This window comes from Sphingomonas sp., from assembly GCF_042095875.1.
In the GTDB taxonomy this organism is placed as follows: Bacteria; Pseudomonadota; Alphaproteobacteria; order Sphingomonadales; family Sphingomonadaceae; genus Sphingomonas.
Map to the genome: position 1 here is coordinate 22,061 of NZ_JBELMJ010000032.1, position 17,437 is coordinate 39,497.

Here is a 17,437-nt window from a genome sequence, read left to right on the forward strand (position 1 = left end):
CATAATTGCGCGACAAACCGCGTGTAGCGCATCCCGACCCGAGGTTCGGGTCAGGGGAGAGTGGCGTGCGGTTCCTGTTGTTGGCGAGTAGTGCGGCACTGCCGGCCTGGGCGCAGACCGCCCCGCCACCCGTGACCCCGCCCGCGGCGGTCGCCGCGCCGACCGGCAGCGCCGCGCCGCTCACCGCGCCGGCCGCCGATCCCCCGCCCGCGCAGACGACTTCCGCGCAGACGCCACCCGCGATCCCGCCCGCCGGATCGCCGAGCGAGGCCGAGGCGGCGACGCCCGAGGCGGAAGGCGAGGCGGGCGAGGGCGAGGAGATCGTCGTCACCGGGCGCAAGCCGCTCGGCAGCGTCGTCGGCGACATCCCGCCCGAGCAGACGCTGTCGCCCGCCGATATCCGCAGTTACGGCGTCAGTTCGGTCGCCGACCTACTGACCGAGCTCAGCCCGCAGACGCGATCGGGGCGTGGCTCGGGCGGGGCGCCGGTCGTGCTGCTCAACGGGCGGCGGATCGGCGGCTTCTCCGAGGTGCGCGACCTGCCGACCGAGGCGATCCTGCGCGTCGAGATTCTGCCGGAGGAAGTCGCGCTCAAATACGGCTACCGCGCCGACCAGCGGGTGGTGAATTTCGTGCTGCGCCCGCGTTTCCGCGCCTACACGCTCGAACTCGACTCGCGCTTCGCGACCGAGGGCGGGCGTACCCAGCCCGAGGTCGAGGGCGACTGGCTGCGCGTCCAGCGCATCGGGCGTACCAGCGTCCACCTGGAATATAACCAGGCGAACGCGCTGACCGAGGCGGAGCGCGGCATCATTCAGGCGCCCGGCGGCGCGTCGGGCGCGGGGAACGTCACGCTCGCCAACGGCAGCGTGCTGGGCGTCCCCGCCGCGGCGGCGAACGGCGCGGTCGCCGCGGGCGACTTCCTCGCGACCGCCAACCCGAGCGACCAGGCGCGCTTCCGCACCTTGCTGCCCAAGACCAGGAGCTTCCAGGCGAACGGCGTCTACGCCACCAGCCTGACCGACCGGATCGGCGCGACGTTCAACGCGCGCGTCGAGCACAACGTGAGTGATGCCGACCGCGGGCTGGTGTCGGGTAGCTTCCTCATACCCGCGGGTAGCCCGTTCTCGCCGCTCGGCGACGACGCGCGCGTGACGCGCGCCTTTCCCGCGCTCGGCGCGCTCGGTCAGCACGTCGAGAGCACCGACGCGCATTTGGGCGCGAGCGCCAACGGTGACCAGGGTCGCTGGCGCTGGACCGTCAACGCCAACGCCGATTACAGCGCCAGCGATACGCGCAGTCAGACCGGGCTCGACACGACCGCGTTCCAGGCGCTGCTCGACGCGGACGACGCCGCCGCCAATCCGTTCGGCGCGTTCGACCTGGTGCGCCTGCCCGACAATCTCGGCCGCTCGCGCTCGACCAACCTCGCGCTCGACACGCTGGCGACGGGTCCATTGTTCTCGCTGCCCGCGGGTAGTGCCAACACCAGCATCCGCGTCGGCGCGTCGAGCGCGGATTTCTCCAGCCGCTCGACACGGTTGGGCTTGGCGCAGCAGGCCGACATCTCGCGCGACATCGGCAACGCGCAGGTGAACCTCGACCTGCCGATCGCCAGCCGATCGCGCGGGGTGCTCAGCGCCATCGGGGATTTCTCGCTGAACGGTAACATCGCGGCGGATCACCTGTCTGACTTCGGTACCTTGTGGACGCTCGGCTACGGCGCCAACTGGTCGCCGCTGCGGGGATTGCGGCTGATCTACTCGGTGACAAACGAGGACGAGGCGCCCAGCGCGCAGCAGCTCGGCAACCCGCAGGTGCCGACCGCGGGCGTGCGCGTGTTCGACTACGTCCGCGGCACCACCGCGACCGTCACCACGATCACCGGCGGCAACCCCGCGTTGCGCGCCGACACGCGCCACGTGACCAAGCTGGGCGCGACGCTCCAGCCCTGGGCGGCGCGCGACATCAATTTCATTGCCAATTACGTCACCGAGCGCGTCGACGACCCGATCGCGAGCTTCCCCGCCGCCAGCGCCGCGATCGAGGCGGCGTTCCCCGACCGCTTCACGCGCGTGAACGGCGATCTGGTGCGGCTCGACACCCGCCCGATCAACTTCGCGCGGCGCGAGCGGTCCGAGCTGCGCTACGGCTTCAACGTCTCGTTCCGGCTCAAGTCCAAGATCCAGAAGGAGCTGGAGGCATTCCGCGCCGGCACCGGACCCAACCCGTTCGCGGGGCTGCGCCCGCCGGGTGGACGCCGACGCGACGGCGACGCGCAACCGGACGGCAGCGGCGCGCGCGCGGCGGCGAACGGCGGCGCGCAGCCGACTGCCGCGCCCGCGGACGACGCACCGGGCGGGCAGCGCGGCGCGGGTGGCTTCGGCGGCGGGCGCGGCGGTGGTCGTGCCGGAGGGGGCCGCTTCGGTGGCGGCGCGAACGGCGGCGGGCGCGTGCAGTTCGCGCTCTATCACACCTGGAACTTTACCAATCGCGTCACGATCGCCGACGATGGCCCGGTGCTCGACCTGCTGAACGGCGACGCGATCGGCGGCTCGGGCGGGCAGTCGCGCCACGAGATCGAGGGGCAGGCGGGTTACTCGAACAACGGGCTGGGCGCGCGCGCGTCGCTCAACTACCAGAGCGCGACGCGCGTCAACGGCGGCACGCCGACCAGCCCCGAGACGCTCGACTTCGGCAGCCTGACGACGTTCAACCTGCGGCTGTTCGCCGATCTGGGGCAGCGGATCGACTGGGTACGCGCGCATCCGTGGCTGCGCGGCACGCGCGTCACCTTGTCGCTCAACAACGCGTTCAACCAGCGCCAGCGCGTGACCGACCAGACGGACACCGTGCCGATCGGGTTCCAGCCGGGCTACCTCGACCCACTGGGGCGCACGGTGCGCGTGTCGATCAGGAAGCTGTTCTTCTAGAGCCCGACCTTTGCCGCCAGCCAGCGCGCGGCCGCCTCGGGCGTCGCCTTGTTCGCGTCGCGATCGACCATGTAGTTCGCTTCGCGCATCGCGGACACCGGGATGCGCCCGACCAGCGGGCGCAGCGCGGCAAGGAAGCGCTGGTCCTTCGTACGCCTCGGCGCGACGAGCAGGATCGCGTCGTAGCCGGGGATCGCGCGGCGGGGATCGGTAAGCGTCACGAGGTCGTCGGCCGCGATCCGCCCGTCGGAGGAGAAGGCGCTGATCACGTCGGCGCGCCCGCTCTCCAGCGCGCGGTACATGAAGGTCGGGCTGTACGGCGTGGCAGCGGCGAAGCGCATCGGGTAGGCGCGGCGGATCGCCGCCCACTCGGCACGGTCGAGGAATTCCAGGTCGGCGCCCAGCCTCAACCGCGGCGACGCGGCCGCGAGATCGGCGAGCGACGCGATGCCGCGCCGGCGCGCGTCGTCCCCGCGCATCGCGAAGGCGTAGGCGTTCTCGAACCCGAGCGTGCCGACCAGCCCGACGCCGCGCGTCCGGCGCGCCCAGTCGGCGATCGCGCGGACTTGCTCAGCGCGCGGCGGCACGTCGCTCCGCTTCATCTCGCCCGCCCAGATCGTGCCGGCATAGTCGACGTAGACGTCGATCTCCCCGCCCGCGACCGCGCCGAACGCGACCGCGGAGCCGAGCCCGTCGCGGTACTGGACGGTGTAGCCCGCTCTGCGGAGCCGGTCGCCGATCAGCCGTGCGAGTATATACTGTTCGGAGAAGTTCTTGGCGCCGATCACCACCGTCCGGTCGCCGCCCCCGCGCGGCCACAGCGGCGCGCTCGCCGCCAGCGTCGCCGCCGCCAGTACCGCGATCGCACCCCAGGTCAGCCACGCGCGCCGCGCCCGTGCCCCGTGCTCGGCCAGCCCCAGCAGCGCGTCGACGCCGAGCGCGAGCGCGGCGGCCGACACGCAGCCCGCGATCACGAGGGTCCACGCCTGCGTCTGCAACCCCGCGAAGATCAGGTCGCCCAGGCTCGGCTGCCCCACCGTGGTCGACAGCGTCGCCGCGCCGATCGTCCACACCGCCGCGGTGCGCATGCCCGCCATCGCGACCGGCAGGACGAGCGGCACCTCGACCAGCCTGAGCTTCTGCGCCGCGGTCATGCCGACGCCGTCCGCCGCCTCGAGCACCGCGGGGTCGATGCCGGTCAAGCCGGTCACCAGATTGCGGATGATTGGCAGCAGCGCGTAGAGCGTCAGCGCGAGTAGTGCGGGCAGGAAGCCGAGCGCGGGCACCCCGCCGCCGACCAGCCCTGACACCCACAGCAGCGCCGGGTAGAACAGCGCCAGCAGCGCGAGGCTGGGGATGGTCTGTACCAGACTCGCGAACCCCAGCGCCACGCGCGCGACGCGCGGCCGCCGGGCCGACCACCAGCCGAGCGGCAGCGCCACCGCGAGCGCCAGCACCAGCGCGCACATCGCGAGCAGCAAGTGCTGCGCGGCGAGCGCGGGGACGCGGGCGAAGGCGTCGCCCATCAGCGCTGCTCGCCCCGCGCCAGCGCGGCGATCCGCTCGGCCTGCGCGCGGGGCACCGCGACCAGCCCCTGCGCGGTGTCGCCGCCCTCGCCCCGCATCAGCGCGGCGGGCGTCGTGTCGGTGGCGATCCGCCCGCGCTCCATCACCAGCACGCGACCAGCGTCGAGCAATGCCTCGGCCATGTCGTGCGTCACCATCAGCACGGTCAGCCCGCGCTCGCGCTGCAATCGCGCGATCGCCTGGCCGAGCGACTCTCGCGTGACCGGATCGAGCGCGCCGAACGGCTCGTCCATCAGCAGCAGCCCCGGATCGGTCGCCAGCGCGCGCGCGACGCCGACGCGCTGCCGCTGCCCGCCCGACAGCTCGGCGGGCATCCGGTTCGCGAGCGTGCGCGGCAGCTCGACTGTGTCGAGCAGCGCATCGACGCGCGCGGCATCGGATCGGCGCTCGAGCTTGAGCGGCAGCGCGATGTTCTCGCCGACGCTCAGGTGCGGGAACAGCCCGACGTTCTGGAACACGTAGCCGATCCGCCGCCTGACCTGCCACGCCGGTCCCTCGCTCACGTCCGCGCCGTCGATCAGCACGCGCCCCTCGCTCGGCGGGATCAGCCGGTTGACCGTCTTCAGCAGCGTCGACTTGCCCGACCCCGACGCGCCGACCAGCGCGACGAAGCTGCCCGCCGCGATCGCGCACGACACCGCGTCGACCGCCACCGTGCCGTCGGCGTAGCGCTTGCTCACGCGCTCGAACGTGATGGCGGGGCCGGATTGTGCTGGCATCATCGGCGGTGATGCGGGAAGGATGCGCGCTGAACAAGAGGAGAGGGTGGATGCAGGCGATCCTGATCACCGGCGGCGGCTCGGGCATCGGGCGCGCGGTGGCGCAGTTGTTCGCGGGGCGCGGCTGGCGCGTCGGGCTCGCCGACGTCGACCGCGGGGGCTTGCGCGACACCGCCGCGCTGCTGCCGGCCGAGCGCACCAGCACGCACCAGATGGACGTGCGCGACCCAAGCGAGTGGGAGCACGTGCTCGACGAGTTCGCGCGCGCGAGCGGCGGGCGGCTCGACGTGCTGTTCAACAATGCGGGGATCGCGCTCGGCGGGCCGTTCGGCGAGCTGTCGCTCGACGCGCTCGACCGCGTCATCGACATCAACTTCCGCGGCGTCGCCTACGGCGCGCGCATGGCCTATCCGTACCTGAAGGCGACGCCCGGATCGTGCCTGCTCAACACCGCCTCGGCGAGCGCGATCTACGGCTCGGCCGGGCTCGCCGCCTATTCCGCCACCAAGTTCGCGGTGCGCGGACTGACCGAGGCGCTCGACGCCGAATGGGCGGCGAACGGGATCAAGGTGCGCGACCTGATGCCTGGCTTCGTCGACACCGCGCTGCTCAACGCCGGGCTGCCCGGCACCAACCGCAGCGTGCGCGAGGCGGTGGTCGCCGCCAAGATGGAGTTCACGCCCGTGGAGACGGTGGCGCAGGCGGCGTGGGACGCGGTGCACGGCGACACGCTGCACGCGGTGATCGGCGCGACCGCGCGGCGGCTGTCGTTCGGCGCGCGCTGGATGCCCGGGCGCGTGCGGCGCATGATGACCGCGCGCTCGCTCGGGGCTCAGTAACAGGCGAGCTCGCCGCTCGCGTCCGCGACGCAGCGCCTGGCCGGCGCCGCACCCGCGGGCCGCGGCGCGGTCGGCACCCGGAAGCGCGGACGCGTACCGGGCACGGGCGGGTCGATCCGCCGCAACTCAATTCGCGGCGCGGCGGACGGCACGGACGGCGGTGGCGCTGCGGGCGGTTGCGCGGCGACCGCGGCCGGACGCGGCTCGGCGGTTGCGGGGCCCACGTCCGCGAACCACGATGGCGTGCCGGTCTCGATCGAAAGGTCGAATGCCTGCAGGTAACCCACGTCCCGCCCGACCCGCGCCGGATCGAGCGTCAGCAGCAGCACGTCGACGCCGCCCGGACCCTTGCGCAGCATGAACTGCCCGCGATAGCGGATCGGCGAGCGCAGCTTCACCGCGGGTTCCAGCCGCCGCGCCTGCGCGAACTCGGCCGCCAGTTGCGTGAAATCGAGAATGGTGCGCGACAGCCGCCTGGACGCCGCGCAGTCGAGCCCCGACGCGGCCGGATTGAGCGCGAGCTTGGGATCGAGCTCGAACGGGATCGTCAGCCCATTAGGGCTCGACACCGCCGCGGGTGCCGTCTCGTCCAATCGCAGGTCGCCCGGCGCGACGGGCACGCCGAGCGTCGCCGCAGTCCCGATCCGGGACAATGTCAGCCGCAGCTCACCGCGCACCTTTCCCAGCGGCAACCGCTGCTGCCGCGCGTAGTCGGAGTAAGCGAAGTCGAGGTAATCGCACTTTACCTCGTTCAGCAACGTCGCCACCGGCACCAGCGCGGCCGGCGGGGTGAGTGCAGGTGCAGCCGCGCGACCGCGCGCATCGCCCGTCGAAGCCGCGGAAATCAGCGCCAAACCGCCGATCACGCGCGCGGCGCTGCGCCAGCCAGCAGGTCTCGTGGAGCCGATCATCGTGCACCCCCGCGTCCCGCCGTGCGCCGCCCCTTGCCGCGCGCGAGCGTTGACGATTCGTTAACGATGGTCGGGAAAGCGCGCCCCGCCGTCAACCGGCCTCGTGCGGCGCGGCGCGGCGCTGCTCAGCCGCCCAAGATGTCGTCGATCGCGCCCGCCAGCTCAATGTCGCGCGACGACAGCCCACCCGCGTCGTGCGTCGTCAGCAGTATCTCGACGCGATTGTAGACGTTCTTCCACTCGGGATGATGGTCGGCGCGCTCGGCGAGCAGCGCGACCTGCGTCATGAACCCGAACGCTTCGGCGAAGTCGGTGAACACGATCGTGCGCGTGATCGCGTCGCGCGCTTCCTCGAAATCCCACTCGGGCAGCCCGTCGAGCGCGTCGGCGCGCTCGGCCTCGCTCAACTGCTCGATCATCGTAACTCTCCCTGCTTGCCGCCCCGATGCGGTCACGACTATGGCGGGCGCGATGGAGCGGCAAGAGGTCTTGGGCGCGGCGCCCTCCGCGGACGCGATGCACGCGCACGCGCTCGGCGTCATCGCGCGATTGCCCGCCGCCTTCCGCGCGCACCTGGGCGACGTCGTGCTGCTGGTCGAGGAGGAGGCGGATGCCGAGATGCTGGCGAGCGTCGGGCTCGACCATCCGCTCGATCTGACCGGCGTCTACGTCGGGCGACCGGTGGGGGAGAAATCCTCGTTCGACAGCGGCGCGCTGCCCGATCGCATCCACCTCTACCGCCAGGCGATCCTCGCGGAATGGTGCGAAACGGGCGTGCGGCTCGACGACTTGATCGCGCACGTCACGGTGCACGAGATCGGGCATCATTTCGGCCTGTCCGACGACGACATGCACGCGCTCGAAGCGATGGTGGCGGATTGAGCGACGCGCTGGTCGTCGACCGCGTCGTGGTCGCGCGCGGCGATCGGCGGTTCGCGCCCGTGGCCTTCAACGCGCGAGCCGGCGAGGCGGTGATCGTCACCGGCCCCAACGGCGTCGGCAAGTCGAGCCTGCTGCGCGTGCTCGCCGGCGTCGGTCGCGTCGACGAGGGCCACGTTGCGCGGCCGGCGGGCGGCGTCGCGCTGATGGACGAGGCGCACGCGCTCGACCGCGCGCTGCCGCTCGGCGCCGCGCTGCGGTTCTGGGCGCGGCTCGATGCCCGACCGGAGCCCGCGACGCGCGTCGCCGCGGCGCTGGCGGACGTCGCGCTCGCCGATCTCTCCGACGTGCCGGTGCGCCTGCTCTCCGCCGGGCAGCGCCGCCGCGCCGCGCTCGCGCGCGTGGTGGCGAGCGGTGCGGCGCTGTGGCTGCTCGACGAACCCGGCAACGCGCTCGATGCCGCCGCGCTCGACCGGCTATCGGGGCTGATCGCGCGGCACCGCGCGGGCGGCGGGATCGTCGTCGCGGCGACGCACCAGCCGCTCGCCTTGCCCGGCGCGCAGCCGGTGCGGCTGTGATCGCGCTCGTCTGGCGCGACCTGCGGCACGGTTACGCGGGGGGCGGCGCGACGTTGGTGGTCGCGTTCTTCCTGCTTGTCGCGATCCTGTTCCCGTTCGCGATCGGGCCCGACGCCGCTTTGCTGTCGCGCGTCGGTGGCGGGGTGATCTGGGCGGCGGCGCTGCTCGCGGCGCTGATGCCGGTCGAGCGGCTGGTCGCGCCCGACCTGGAGGCGGGGGTGCTCGATCAGCTCGCGGTACGGGGGCAATCGCTGGCGGCGGTCGCGGCGGCGAAGACGCTCGCGCACTGGCTCGCCTTCGCGCCGCCGCTGATGCTCGCCGCGGTGGTCGCGGCCGGGTTGCTCGACCTGTCCGGAGAGACGCTGCTGCTAGTCGAGGCGGGGCTGCTGCTCGGGACGCCGGGGCTCGCCGCGCTGGCGGTCGCGACCGCGGCGCTGCTCGCCGGCGCGCGCGGCGCGGGCGCGGTCGCGGGGCTCGTCATGCTGCCGCTCGCGGTGCCGCTGCTGATCTTCGGCGCGGGCGCGGTGACCGGCGGGGCGGGGGGGCTGAAGCTGCTCGCCGCGACCAGCCTGCTGCTCGCCGCCGGCGCGCCCTTCGTCGCGGGCGCGGCGATGCGCGCGGCGATCGAGTAACTCAGCGGCTCCCAGCCGGGTGACTCAGCGGCTCCCGGCCGGGTGACTCAGCGGCTCCCCGCCGGGTGACTCAGCGGCTCCAGCGCGCCCAGATCGCGGTCGGCAGCGTCAGCCCGCGCGCTTCCTCGCGCACCGCCAGCTCGCCCGCCTCGATCCGACCCGGCAGGTCCGCGAACGCCTGGCGCAGCATCTCGCCGATCGCCAGCGCGGACATCCGCACCGCGTAGACGGTCAGGAACAGGTAGCGCGACTCGGCGTCGAGCAGCTGGCGGCAGTCGGCGATCAGCCGCGGCAGGTCCTCCTCCAGCCGCCACACCTCGCCGGTCGGCCCGCGCCCGTATTTGGGCGGATCGAGCAGGATCCCGTCGTAGCGGCGCCCGCGCCGGACCTCGCGCGCGATGAACTTCGACGCGTCGTCGATGATCCAGCGCGTCGGCGCCTCCGACAGCCCTGACAGCGCGGCATTGTGGCGCGCCGCATCGACCGACTTCTTAGACGCGTCGACGTGCACCATCCTGGCGCCGATCGACGACAGCGCCAGCGTGCCGACCCCGGTATAGCCGAACAGGTTCATGCACTCGGGCGCGTCCGCCCCTTCGAGCTGCTGGCGCATCCACACCCACACCGGCACCATGTCGGGGAAGAAGCCCAAATGGCGGAACGGCGTCGTTTGCGCGGTGAAACGCGCCTCGTGCCATTCCAATGTCCAGCCATCCGCCGGCACGCGCTTGGTAAAGCGCCACTGTCCGCCGCCGTCCTCGTCGCTGCCGGGCACGAACTCACCGTGCGCGTCCCAGTCGGCATTGGCGGGCGCCCACAACGCCTGCGGCTCGGGCCGGATGAAGCGGTAGCGGCCGTAGCGCTCCAGCTTGCGGCCGTGGCCCGAGTCGATCAGCCCGTAATCGCCCCACGGCTCGCCGATCAGCGTCTCCAGCTTCATCGGGCGACCGCGCGCTCGGCGATGAAACCGCTCACCGCGGCGTAGCTCGCGTCGAGCACGTCGTAGCGCTCCTCGCGGTCGAACAGGTCGCCGACGCGCGCGGGCAGCGCGGGCCGCGTGCCGGTCGCGCGCTCCACCGCGTCGCCGAACTTGGCCGGGTGCGCGGTGGCGAGCGTGACGATCGGCGCGTCCCCGGCGTATCGGCGCGCGGCGGCGAGCGCGATCCCCGTGTGCGGGTCGAGCGTCTGACACGCCTGCTCGTGCGCCCAGCGCATCGCGAGCGCCATGTCGTCCAAGTCGACGCGCTCGGCCTTGAACAGCCCCGCCGCGCCCTCGGACTGCGCGTTGGTCAGCCGCATCGCGCGGCTCCCCTCGAACCCGCGCATCTGCGCCGCGATCGCGTCGCCGTCGCGGTCGCCCAGGTCGAACAACAGCCGCTCGAAATTGCTCGACACCTGAATGTCCATCGACGGCGTCGGGGTCTGCACGACTTGCCGGCTCGAGTAATCGCCGCTCGTGAGCGCGCGCGCGAGGATGTCGTTGACGTTGGTGGCGACGATCAGCTTGGCGACCGGCAGCCCCATTCGGGCCGCGACATAGCCCGCGAACACGTCGCCGAAATTGCCCGTCGGCACGCTGAACGCGACCGCGCGCTCGGGCGCGCCGAGCCGGATTGCGGCGTAGAAGTAATAGACCACCTGCGCCATCAACCGCGCCCAGTTGATCGAATTGACCGCGGACATGCGAAACCGGCCGGAGAAGGCGGGATCGTTGAACATCGCCTTCACCAACGCCTGCGCCTGGTCGAAGTCGCCGCGGATCGCGATGTTGTGGACGTTGGGCGCGCCGACCGTGGTCATCTGCCGCCGCTGCACGTCGCTGACGCGGCCCTCGGGGTGGAGCATGAAGATGTCGACCCCGGCGCGACCCGCGACCGCGTCGATCGCCGCCGACCCGGTGTCGCCGCTGGTCGCGCCGACGATCGTCAGGTGGTCGCTCGACCCGGTCAGGAACCGCTCGAACAGCAGCCCGAGCAATTGCAGCGCCACGTCCTTGAACGCGAGCGTGGGACCGTGGAACAGTTCCAGCAGCCATTGGTTGTGGTCAAGCTGCACCAGCGGGGTCACCGCCGCGTGCGAGAAGCGACCGTACGCCTGCTCGCACAGCGCGCGCAGGTCTTCGCGCGTCATCACGGCGCCGACGAACGGCGTCATCACCGCGACCGCAGTGTCGACGTAGGACAGCCCGGTGAGCGCGGCGATCTCGTCGCGGGTGAACGTCGGCCACGCCTCGGGCACGTAGAGCCCGCCGTCGCTGGCGAGCCCGGCGAGCGTGACCTCGCGAAAGTCGAGTGCGGCCGCCTGGCCGCGCGTGCTGACGTAGCGCATGGCGGTGCGGGGTAGCCCTAAGCCCGTGACCCCGCAACCGGCGCGCGACGCCGCATCACCGCCACCGCGTAGATGATCGCGGCGACCGCGGCGAACAGGAACCATTGCACGCCGTACGCCAGGTGATTGTTGGGGACGAGCCCGATGTCAGGCTGCGTGTTGGCGGCGAGCCCCGCGACCGGGCGCTCGGCGACCAGCAGCATCTCCTGCGGCGTGTCGGAGAACAGCTCGGCGATCAGCGGCCGTGCGCTCGGCGCGTGGCTGATCCAGCCGCTGACCGCGCCGCCGCTCCACGCGACCTGCTCGTTCGGGTCGCGCGTGGTGCCGAGCTGCACCTTGGCGCCGGGCTCCTCCGCGCCCGTCCGGCACGTAGCGATCAGCCGGAACCCCGCATTCCCCGCGCCCGCGCGCGTGATCGTAACCGGCGACAAGCAGAAGACAGTCGAGCGGCGGAACAGCAGCCGGTCATCGGGCACGCGGGGGAAAGCGACCGCGGGCTTGGCCGGATTGCCCGCGAGCTGCGCCAGATACGCTTCCTTTTCGGGCAGCCGCACCGCGATCTGCCAGATGCCGAGCGCGATCATGCCGGCGACCGCCAGCGCGACGACGATGGTGGGGATCACGGGAAAACGCTTCATCGCCGCACCCTTTATCGCGCCGGGGCCGACGCGTCGCGCAAAGAAGAAGGAGCGCGGTCCGCATCCGGACCGCGCCCCCGCTCAGGCCAATTAGGTCGAGCTTAGCCGCCGTGAACCGGCGCGCCCCAGCCGCCCCAGACGTAGATGGTGACGAACAGGAACAGCCACACCACGTCAACGAAGTGCCAGTACCAGGCCGCTGCCTCGAACCCGAAATGCTGCTTGGGCGTGAAGTCGCCCTTGTAGGCGCGGATGAGGCAGACGATCAGGAAGATCGTGCCGATCAGCACGTGGAACCCGTGGAACCCGGTCGCCATGAAGAATGCCGCGCCGTAGTTGATGCCCTTGAACGGGAACGGCGCGTGCATGTACTCGTACGCCTGGATGCCGCTGAACAGCACGCCCAGCGCCACCGTCAGCCACAGGCCCTTGAGCACCGCGTCGCGGTCGCCGACGCCTAGCAGCCCCCAGGCGCCGCGCTTCACGCCGCCGCGCTGGTTGTGGATCAGCGCGTGGTGCGCCCAGGTGACCGTCGTGCCGCTGGTCAGCAGGATCAGCGTGTTGAGCAGCGGCAGCTCGAACGCGTTGATGACCTCCAGCCCCTTGGGCGGCCACTGCGCCGCGATCGCCGCCGCGCCTTCCGCGGCGCGCTCGACCTGCCCGTCGACGAAGCTCATCGCGGTCGGGAAAAGCGCGAAGTCGAAGTATGCCCAAAACCAGCCGACGAAGAACATCACTTCGGAGGCGATGAACAGGATCATGCCGTAGCGGAAATGGAGCTGCACGACCGGCGTGTGGTCGCCCGCGTGCGCCTCGCGGATCACCTGGTGCCACCATCCCCACATGGTGAACAGCACGCCCGCCAGCCCGATCAGGAACACCCAGCCGCCCGCGGTCGCTTCGTGCATGTACATGATGCCACCCACCGCCATGACGAGCGCCATCATCGATCCGATGAGCGGCCACGGGCTGGGTGGAAGGATGTGGTAATCGTGGTTCTTCGCGCCGGCCATGCGTGGCATCCCCCTAAAGGCGTTTGCCTGCTGCCTTAACCCGCCGTTTTGCCGGAATCCACCGGGTAAAACGTGTAGGACAGCGTGATCGTCTCGACGTCCTTGGTATCGGGGTCGGTCAGGATCTTCGGATCGACGAAGTAGATCACCGGCATCCGCTGCGTCTCGCCGGGCTTCAGCGTCTGCTGCGTGAAGCAGAAACACTGGATCTTGGTGAAATACTTGCCCGCGATCGCCGGGGTGACGTTGTAGGTCGCGGTGCCCGTGACCGATTGCGCGCCGCGGTTGGTCGCCTGGAAGAACGCCATGTCGCGCGCGCCGATGTCGACGTCCTGCTCCTCCTGCTCGGGGGTGAAGCGCCACGGCAGCTTGGGGCTGGTGTTGGCGTCGAACGCGATGCGGATCGAGCGGTGGACGCCCCCCGGCGCCGCGAGCGCGCGGTTGGTGGTGCCGTTCAGTCCGGTCGCCTCGCAGAACAGGCGGTAGAGCGGCACGCTGGCGAAGGCGACGCCGGTCATGAAGCAGATGCCCAGCACCGCGAACAAGGCGGTGCGCAGGCGGCGGTCGACGCGGGCGAGGCCGAGCATCAGTGCGCCATGCCTTCCTTGATCTTGACGATCGTGATGAAGAAGACCAGCGCCACGAACGCGAGCAGCAGCACCGCCATCACGATCGCGCGCCCCTTCTGCCGACGGCGGATCAGTTCCTGTTCATCATGCGTCATGCCAGCCACCGATCGGCGACCAGCGCGCCGAAGATCACGAAGAGATAGATAATGGAGTAAGCGAACAAGCGCTTCTCCGGCTTCATCGCGGGCGTGTTCGCGCCGAACGCGACGCGCGCGGCCAGCACCGCGAACACGCCGGTCAGCACGGTTGCCGCCACGCCGTAGAACGCGCCCGTCAGCCCCAAGGGCCACGGCGCGATCGCGACCAGCGCCATCGGGATCGTGTACAGCCCGACCTGCCGCCGCGTCACGCGCTCGCCCGCCACCACCGGCAGCATCGGCACGCCCGCCTTGGCATAATCCGACTCGATGAACAGCGCGAGCGCCCAGAAATGCGGCGGCGTCCACAGGAACACGAGCGCGAACAGCAGCACCGGCAGCATCGCGACCTCGCCGGTCGCCGCGGCCCAGCCGATCAGCGGCGGGAACGCGCCCGCCGCGCCGCCGATGACGATGTTCTGCGGCGTGCGGCGCTTAAGCCACACGGTGTAGATCAGCACGTAGAAAAGGATCGACACCGTCAGGATCGCGGCGGCGGCCAGGTTCACCGCCAGCCCCATCAGGATCACCGAGAAGGCGGCGAGCCCGACGCCGAAGTGGAGCGCCGCCTGCCGGTCCATCCGCCCGCCGGGCAGCGGGCGCTTGGCGGTGCGCTTCATCACCGCGTCGATGTCGGCCTCGTACCATTGGTTAAGCGCGCCCGCCGCGCCCGCGCCGAGCGCGATGCACAGGATCGCGGTGAAGCCGATCACCGGATGGACTCCGACCGGCGCGGCGAGCATGCCGCACAACCCGGTGAACACGACCAGCGTCATCACCCGCGGCTTGGTCAGCGCCAGGAAGTCGCGCCAGTCGGCGGGCGGCAGCAGGGGAAGGGCGGTGCTCATCGGGGCCTCCGCTATACCCGCCGCCGCCCTCAGGCGAAAGGCTTAAGCAGGAAGTCTAGCCCTCTCCCCACCGGGGAGAGGGTTGGGAGAGGGGCCGAACGGGACGCCACGCTCAGTGAAGCATCGATCCCTCAGCGGACCGGAGCAAGAGAGCCACCCATCACCCCGGCAGTCGCGCGAGCCAGTCGATCAACAGGCGGTTGACCTCACCGGGCCGCTCCTGCTGCGTCCAGTGGCCGACACCGTCCAGGATATGTCCCTCGACGTTCGGCACGTGCGGGCGCATCACCGCAATCGGATCGGCCATCGCACCGAAGCCGTTGGTGGCCGGGTCCTTGCTGCCGCCGATGAACAGCGCGGGCGCCTCGATCCGCCGGTCGGCGAATTGCTGCTGCCACGCCCAGTCGCGCTCGTGGTTGCGATATCGGCTGAGCGGCCCGAAGAAGCCCGACGCCTCGAACTCGGCGACGTAGTAATCCAGGTCGGCGTCGCTCATCCACGCGGGGAAGGTGCCGGGGTCGACCATGCCGTCGAGCAGGGTCGCGCCGGCGGGCTTCTCCGGCCAGGTGCCCGGCGGCGCGTCGCCCGAAATCGCGTAGTAGAATTTGCGCAGGAAATCGCGCACGTCGCGCTCCGCCTCGGTTTCCGCCGGGCCGACCGCCTGGAACCATTCCTGGTAGAAGAAGCGCCCCTTGTCGGTAAAGGCGCGGCGGAACGTCTCGTTGAACGGGCGCTTGGCGACGCCGGCGAACGGCACCGACAGCGCCGCGACCGCGCGGAAGCGCTCGGGCCGCGACAGGATCGTGTTCCACACGATCGGCGCGCCCCAGTCGTGGCCGAGCAGGATCGCCGGCGCCCCCGGCTGCAGCGCGTCCGCGACGCCCGCGACATCGGCGGTCAGCGCTTCCATCGCATAGGCCGCGACCTCGCCCGGCTTGTCCGATCCGCCGTATCCGCGCACGTCGATCGCCGCGGCGGTGTAGCCGGCCCCCGCCAGCACCGGCATCTGGTGCCGCCACGAATACCAGCTCTCGGGAAAGCCGTGGACCATCACCACCAGCGGCCCCGATCCCTCCACCGCGACTCTCAGTCGGGCACTGCCGGTGTCGATCAGGCGAAAGTCGATCGCTGCCGTGGTCATGGGGCTCTCCTGCGATAATGATAGTCGTACAGATGCGCAGTGAAGCCGAGTTGCGCGTAGAGCGCCAGTGCAGGCGCATTGTCCGCGACGACTTGCAAGATGGCGGTGCGCGCGCCCGCATCGCGCGCGGCGGCCAGCAGCGAGGCGACGCACGCTCTGGCCAAACCGCGGCGACGATGGCTCGGGTCGGTCGCCACCGCCTCGATCACCGCCAGGTCGTCGACCAGCGCGGCGTACGCGAGCGCTTGCGTGTCGCCTTCCGCGTCGGCGCGCGCGAAGATTACGGGTACGCGCAATCGGTCGAGCACGTCGACGTGATCGCGCTCCCCCGCGCCGAGCGCGCGGGACAACCGCATCCGGGCCGCACGCCACGCCGCGTCGGGCAGTCCGGCGATCGTGACCGCGGCATCGCGCTGGTGCCCGCCCGACAGATCGGCGGCGAGCGTATGCGTTACGCCCGCGGGTGGTTCGTACCCCGCCTCGCTCAGGCTCGCGTCGATCGTCGGGGTGAGCGCGGTGACGCGGAAGATCGTCGGCTGCCGGTCCCCGCGAACAGCGCCTCGATCCGGGCCCGCGTCTCGGAATCGAGCGTCGCGTCCGCTCGCGTCGCCGACGCCGAGTTGGTGCGGCGGGTGCCGCCACCCGAACGGCGCACGATCCACGCGCCCACCGTTTGCTCGTCGGCAGCGGGCCAGGCCGCGGCGCACGCGCGTTCGGCGCGCCAGCTCAGTTCGTCGCTCGTCGCTACAGCCATACCGGCATCGTGCGCGGTGCCGAGCGCCCGCGCAACGGCGTCAGTCGTAGGCGGCCGGCAGCCAGTTGCGCGTCACCAGCACGTCGTCGCCGACCCGCACGTTGCGGAACAGGATGCGCGCGAACGGCAGCGGCACGCCGATGCAGCCGTGCGTGACCCAGTCCCACTCGACCTTGCTGCCGTGGATCGCAACGTAGCTGCGCGTCAGCCTGAGTGCGTAGGGCATCGGCGCGTCGTAGCTGCGCGAATATTTGTCCGCGTCCTTCTCCAGGATCGGGAAGCGACCGAGCGGGGTCGGCATCTCGGGCGGACCCGCGACCGCGAACGAGCGGCCGATCTCGACGCCGCCGCGATAGACGTAGAGTTGCCGCCGCTCGACGTCGACGACGACGTGGGTCGCGCCCGCGGGCGCACCGTCGTCGTCCCACACGTAGTCGCCGGGCTCGAGCGGGCGGCCGACGTCCAGCACCGTGTGGACGTCCGGCCCGCCCGCGCGCTGCGGGATGCCGCGAGCCGCGGCCGGAGTGAGCGGCAGGAGCGCGAGTAGGCAGGCGAGCAGGGCGGGGCGGAGCATGACCACGTGATCGCGCGGGCGGCCCCCATGTTCCAGTGGCGCTTTTGCCACGTCTCGCCGCGGGACGCTCCGCGCGGGCGTTCACCAAGACAGCGCAACCCCCTCCATCGTCTCGTCACCCCGGACTCAATCCGGGGTCCCGCTGCCTTCTGCGGCGGCCGAGAGGCGGCATCTCGGAACAGGTCGGGGGAGACGAGATCACAAAAAGAAACGCCCCGGGGTTCAGACCGGGGCGTTGCAGAAGTTGGTCGTTGTTACCGCTTCGATCAGTCGATCTTGGGCAGCGTCTCGAATTGGT

At 71.4% G+C, this 17,437-nt stretch carries 19 protein-coding genes; 5 read left to right on the forward strand and 14 right to left on the reverse strand.

All coding sequences use genetic code 11. The features are described 5' to 3' along the window. Nucleotides 1-65 precede the first annotated feature (65 nt). Nucleotides 66-2,933: a TonB-dependent receptor gene (locus ACFDS6_RS11705; protein WP_375272345.1), complete on the forward strand. Its 2,868-nt coding sequence runs from the start codon at nucleotides 66-68 to the stop codon at nucleotides 2,931-2,933. Here the strand turns inward: ACFDS6_RS11705 and ACFDS6_RS11710 are convergent. Continuing rightward, complete coding sequence (locus ACFDS6_RS11710) at nucleotides 2,930-4,459, reverse strand: ABC transporter permease/substrate-binding protein (protein ID WP_375272346.1); 1,530 nt, start codon at nucleotides 4,457-4,459, stop codon at nucleotides 2,930-2,932. The two genes, ACFDS6_RS11705 and ACFDS6_RS11710, sit on opposite strands and share 4 nt — an antisense overlap. Then, nucleotides 4,459-5,238, reverse strand: coding sequence for an ATP-binding cassette domain-containing protein (locus tag ACFDS6_RS11715; RefSeq protein WP_375272347.1), 780 nt, complete (start codon nucleotides 5,236-5,238; stop codon nucleotides 4,459-4,461). Before ACFDS6_RS11715 ends, ACFDS6_RS11710 begins: the two co-directional genes overlap by 1 nt. Before the next feature lie 50 nt (nucleotides 5,239-5,288). On the opposite strand from ACFDS6_RS11715, the gene ACFDS6_RS11720 reads away from it, so the two are divergent. Next, complete coding sequence (locus tag ACFDS6_RS11720; RefSeq protein ID WP_375272348.1) at nucleotides 5,289-6,077, forward strand: SDR family oxidoreductase; 789 nt, start codon at nucleotides 5,289-5,291, stop codon at nucleotides 6,075-6,077. Here the strand turns inward: ACFDS6_RS11720 and ACFDS6_RS11725 are convergent. Together ACFDS6_RS11725 and ACFDS6_RS11730 are read right to left on the reverse strand one after the other, a co-directional pair. Further along, nucleotides 6,071-6,988: a hypothetical protein gene (locus ACFDS6_RS11725; protein WP_375272350.1), complete on the reverse strand. Its 918-nt coding sequence runs from the start codon at nucleotides 6,986-6,988 to the stop codon at nucleotides 6,071-6,073. The genes ACFDS6_RS11720 and ACFDS6_RS11725 overlap by 7 nt on opposite strands. 125 nt (nucleotides 6,989-7,113) lie before the next feature. Further along, nucleotides 7,114-7,407 carry a 4a-hydroxytetrahydrobiopterin dehydratase gene (locus tag ACFDS6_RS11730; protein ID WP_375272352.1) on the reverse strand — a complete coding sequence of 98 codons (294 nt, stop codon included), beginning with the start codon at nucleotides 7,405-7,407 and terminating at the stop codon, nucleotides 7,114-7,116. A 52-nt stretch (nucleotides 7,408-7,459) separates the two neighbouring features. Between ACFDS6_RS11730 and ACFDS6_RS11735 the strand changes: the two genes are divergently transcribed. From ACFDS6_RS11735 to ACFDS6_RS11745, 3 genes are read left to right on the forward strand one after another with little or no spacing between them, the layout of a single operon-like run. Next, nucleotides 7,460-7,870 carry a metallopeptidase family protein gene (locus ACFDS6_RS11735; protein WP_375272353.1) on the forward strand — a complete coding sequence of 137 codons (411 nt, stop codon included), beginning with the start codon at nucleotides 7,460-7,462 and terminating at the stop codon, nucleotides 7,868-7,870. Continuing rightward, complete coding sequence (ccmA, locus tag ACFDS6_RS11740; protein ID WP_375272354.1) at nucleotides 7,867-8,445, forward strand: heme ABC exporter ATP-binding protein CcmA; 579 nt, start codon at nucleotides 7,867-7,869, stop codon at nucleotides 8,443-8,445. The genes ACFDS6_RS11735 and ccmA overlap by 4 nt, the downstream gene beginning before the upstream one ends. After that, the gene (locus ACFDS6_RS11745; protein WP_375272355.1) at nucleotides 8,442-9,077 is read left to right on the forward strand and encodes a heme exporter protein CcmB; all 636 of its coding nucleotides are present in this window, start codon (nucleotides 8,442-8,444) and stop codon (nucleotides 9,075-9,077) included. Before ccmA ends, ACFDS6_RS11745 begins: the two co-directional genes overlap by 4 nt. A gap of 70 nt (nucleotides 9,078-9,147) precedes the next feature. On the opposite strand, the gene ACFDS6_RS11750 is transcribed toward ACFDS6_RS11745, so the two are convergent. The 10 genes from ACFDS6_RS11750 to ACFDS6_RS11795 all read right to left on the reverse strand — a co-directional run bounded on the left by ACFDS6_RS11750 (nucleotide 9,148) and on the right by ACFDS6_RS11795 (nucleotide 17,139). Then, entirely contained in the window at nucleotides 9,148-10,017 is an 870-nt protein-coding gene (locus ACFDS6_RS11750; RefSeq protein ID WP_375272356.1) for a class I SAM-dependent methyltransferase, read from the reverse strand. Then, nucleotides 10,014-11,405, reverse strand: coding sequence for a threonine synthase (thrC, locus tag ACFDS6_RS11755; protein WP_375272357.1), 1,392 nt, complete (start codon nucleotides 11,403-11,405; stop codon nucleotides 10,014-10,016). The genes ACFDS6_RS11750 and thrC overlap by 4 nt, the downstream gene beginning before the upstream one ends. A 17-nt stretch (nucleotides 11,406-11,422) precedes the next feature. After that, the gene (locus ACFDS6_RS11760; RefSeq protein ID WP_375272359.1) at nucleotides 11,423-12,043 is read right to left on the reverse strand and encodes an SURF1 family cytochrome oxidase biogenesis protein; all 621 of its coding nucleotides are present in this window, start codon (nucleotides 12,041-12,043) and stop codon (nucleotides 11,423-11,425) included. Nucleotides 12,044-12,144: 101 nt separating this feature from the next. Further along, nucleotides 12,145-13,056 carry a cytochrome c oxidase subunit 3 gene (locus tag ACFDS6_RS11765; RefSeq protein WP_375272360.1) on the reverse strand — a complete coding sequence of 304 codons (912 nt, stop codon included), beginning with the start codon at nucleotides 13,054-13,056 and terminating at the stop codon, nucleotides 12,145-12,147. Nucleotides 13,057-13,091: 35 nt separating this feature from the next. Beyond that, a complete protein-coding gene (locus ACFDS6_RS11770; protein WP_375272361.1) occupies nucleotides 13,092-13,643 on the reverse strand; it encodes a cytochrome c oxidase assembly protein in 552 nt (183 codons plus the stop codon). Continuing rightward, nucleotides 13,643-13,780 carry a hypothetical protein gene (locus ACFDS6_RS11775; RefSeq protein WP_375272362.1) on the reverse strand — a complete coding sequence of 46 codons (138 nt, stop codon included), beginning with the start codon at nucleotides 13,778-13,780 and terminating at the stop codon, nucleotides 13,643-13,645. Before ACFDS6_RS11775 ends, ACFDS6_RS11770 begins: the two co-directional genes overlap by 1 nt. Further along, nucleotides 13,777-14,670, reverse strand: coding sequence for a heme o synthase (locus ACFDS6_RS11780; RefSeq protein WP_375272363.1), 894 nt, complete (start codon nucleotides 14,668-14,670; stop codon nucleotides 13,777-13,779). Before ACFDS6_RS11780 ends, ACFDS6_RS11775 begins: the two co-directional genes overlap by 4 nt. Nucleotides 14,671-14,830: 160 nt before the next feature. Further along, a complete protein-coding gene (locus tag ACFDS6_RS11785) occupies nucleotides 14,831-15,811 on the reverse strand; it encodes an alpha/beta fold hydrolase (protein ID WP_375272364.1) in 981 nt (326 codons plus the stop codon). After that, nucleotides 15,808-16,473 carry a GNAT family N-acetyltransferase gene (locus ACFDS6_RS11790; protein ID WP_375272365.1) on the reverse strand — a complete coding sequence of 222 codons (666 nt, stop codon included), beginning with the start codon at nucleotides 16,471-16,473 and terminating at the stop codon, nucleotides 15,808-15,810. The genes ACFDS6_RS11785 and ACFDS6_RS11790 overlap by 4 nt, the downstream gene beginning before the upstream one ends. 132 nt (nucleotides 16,474-16,605) lie before the next feature. After that, entirely contained in the window at nucleotides 16,606-17,139 is a 534-nt protein-coding gene (locus ACFDS6_RS11795) for a L,D-transpeptidase family protein (protein ID WP_375272367.1), read from the reverse strand. Nucleotides 17,140-17,437 lie beyond the last annotated feature (298 nt).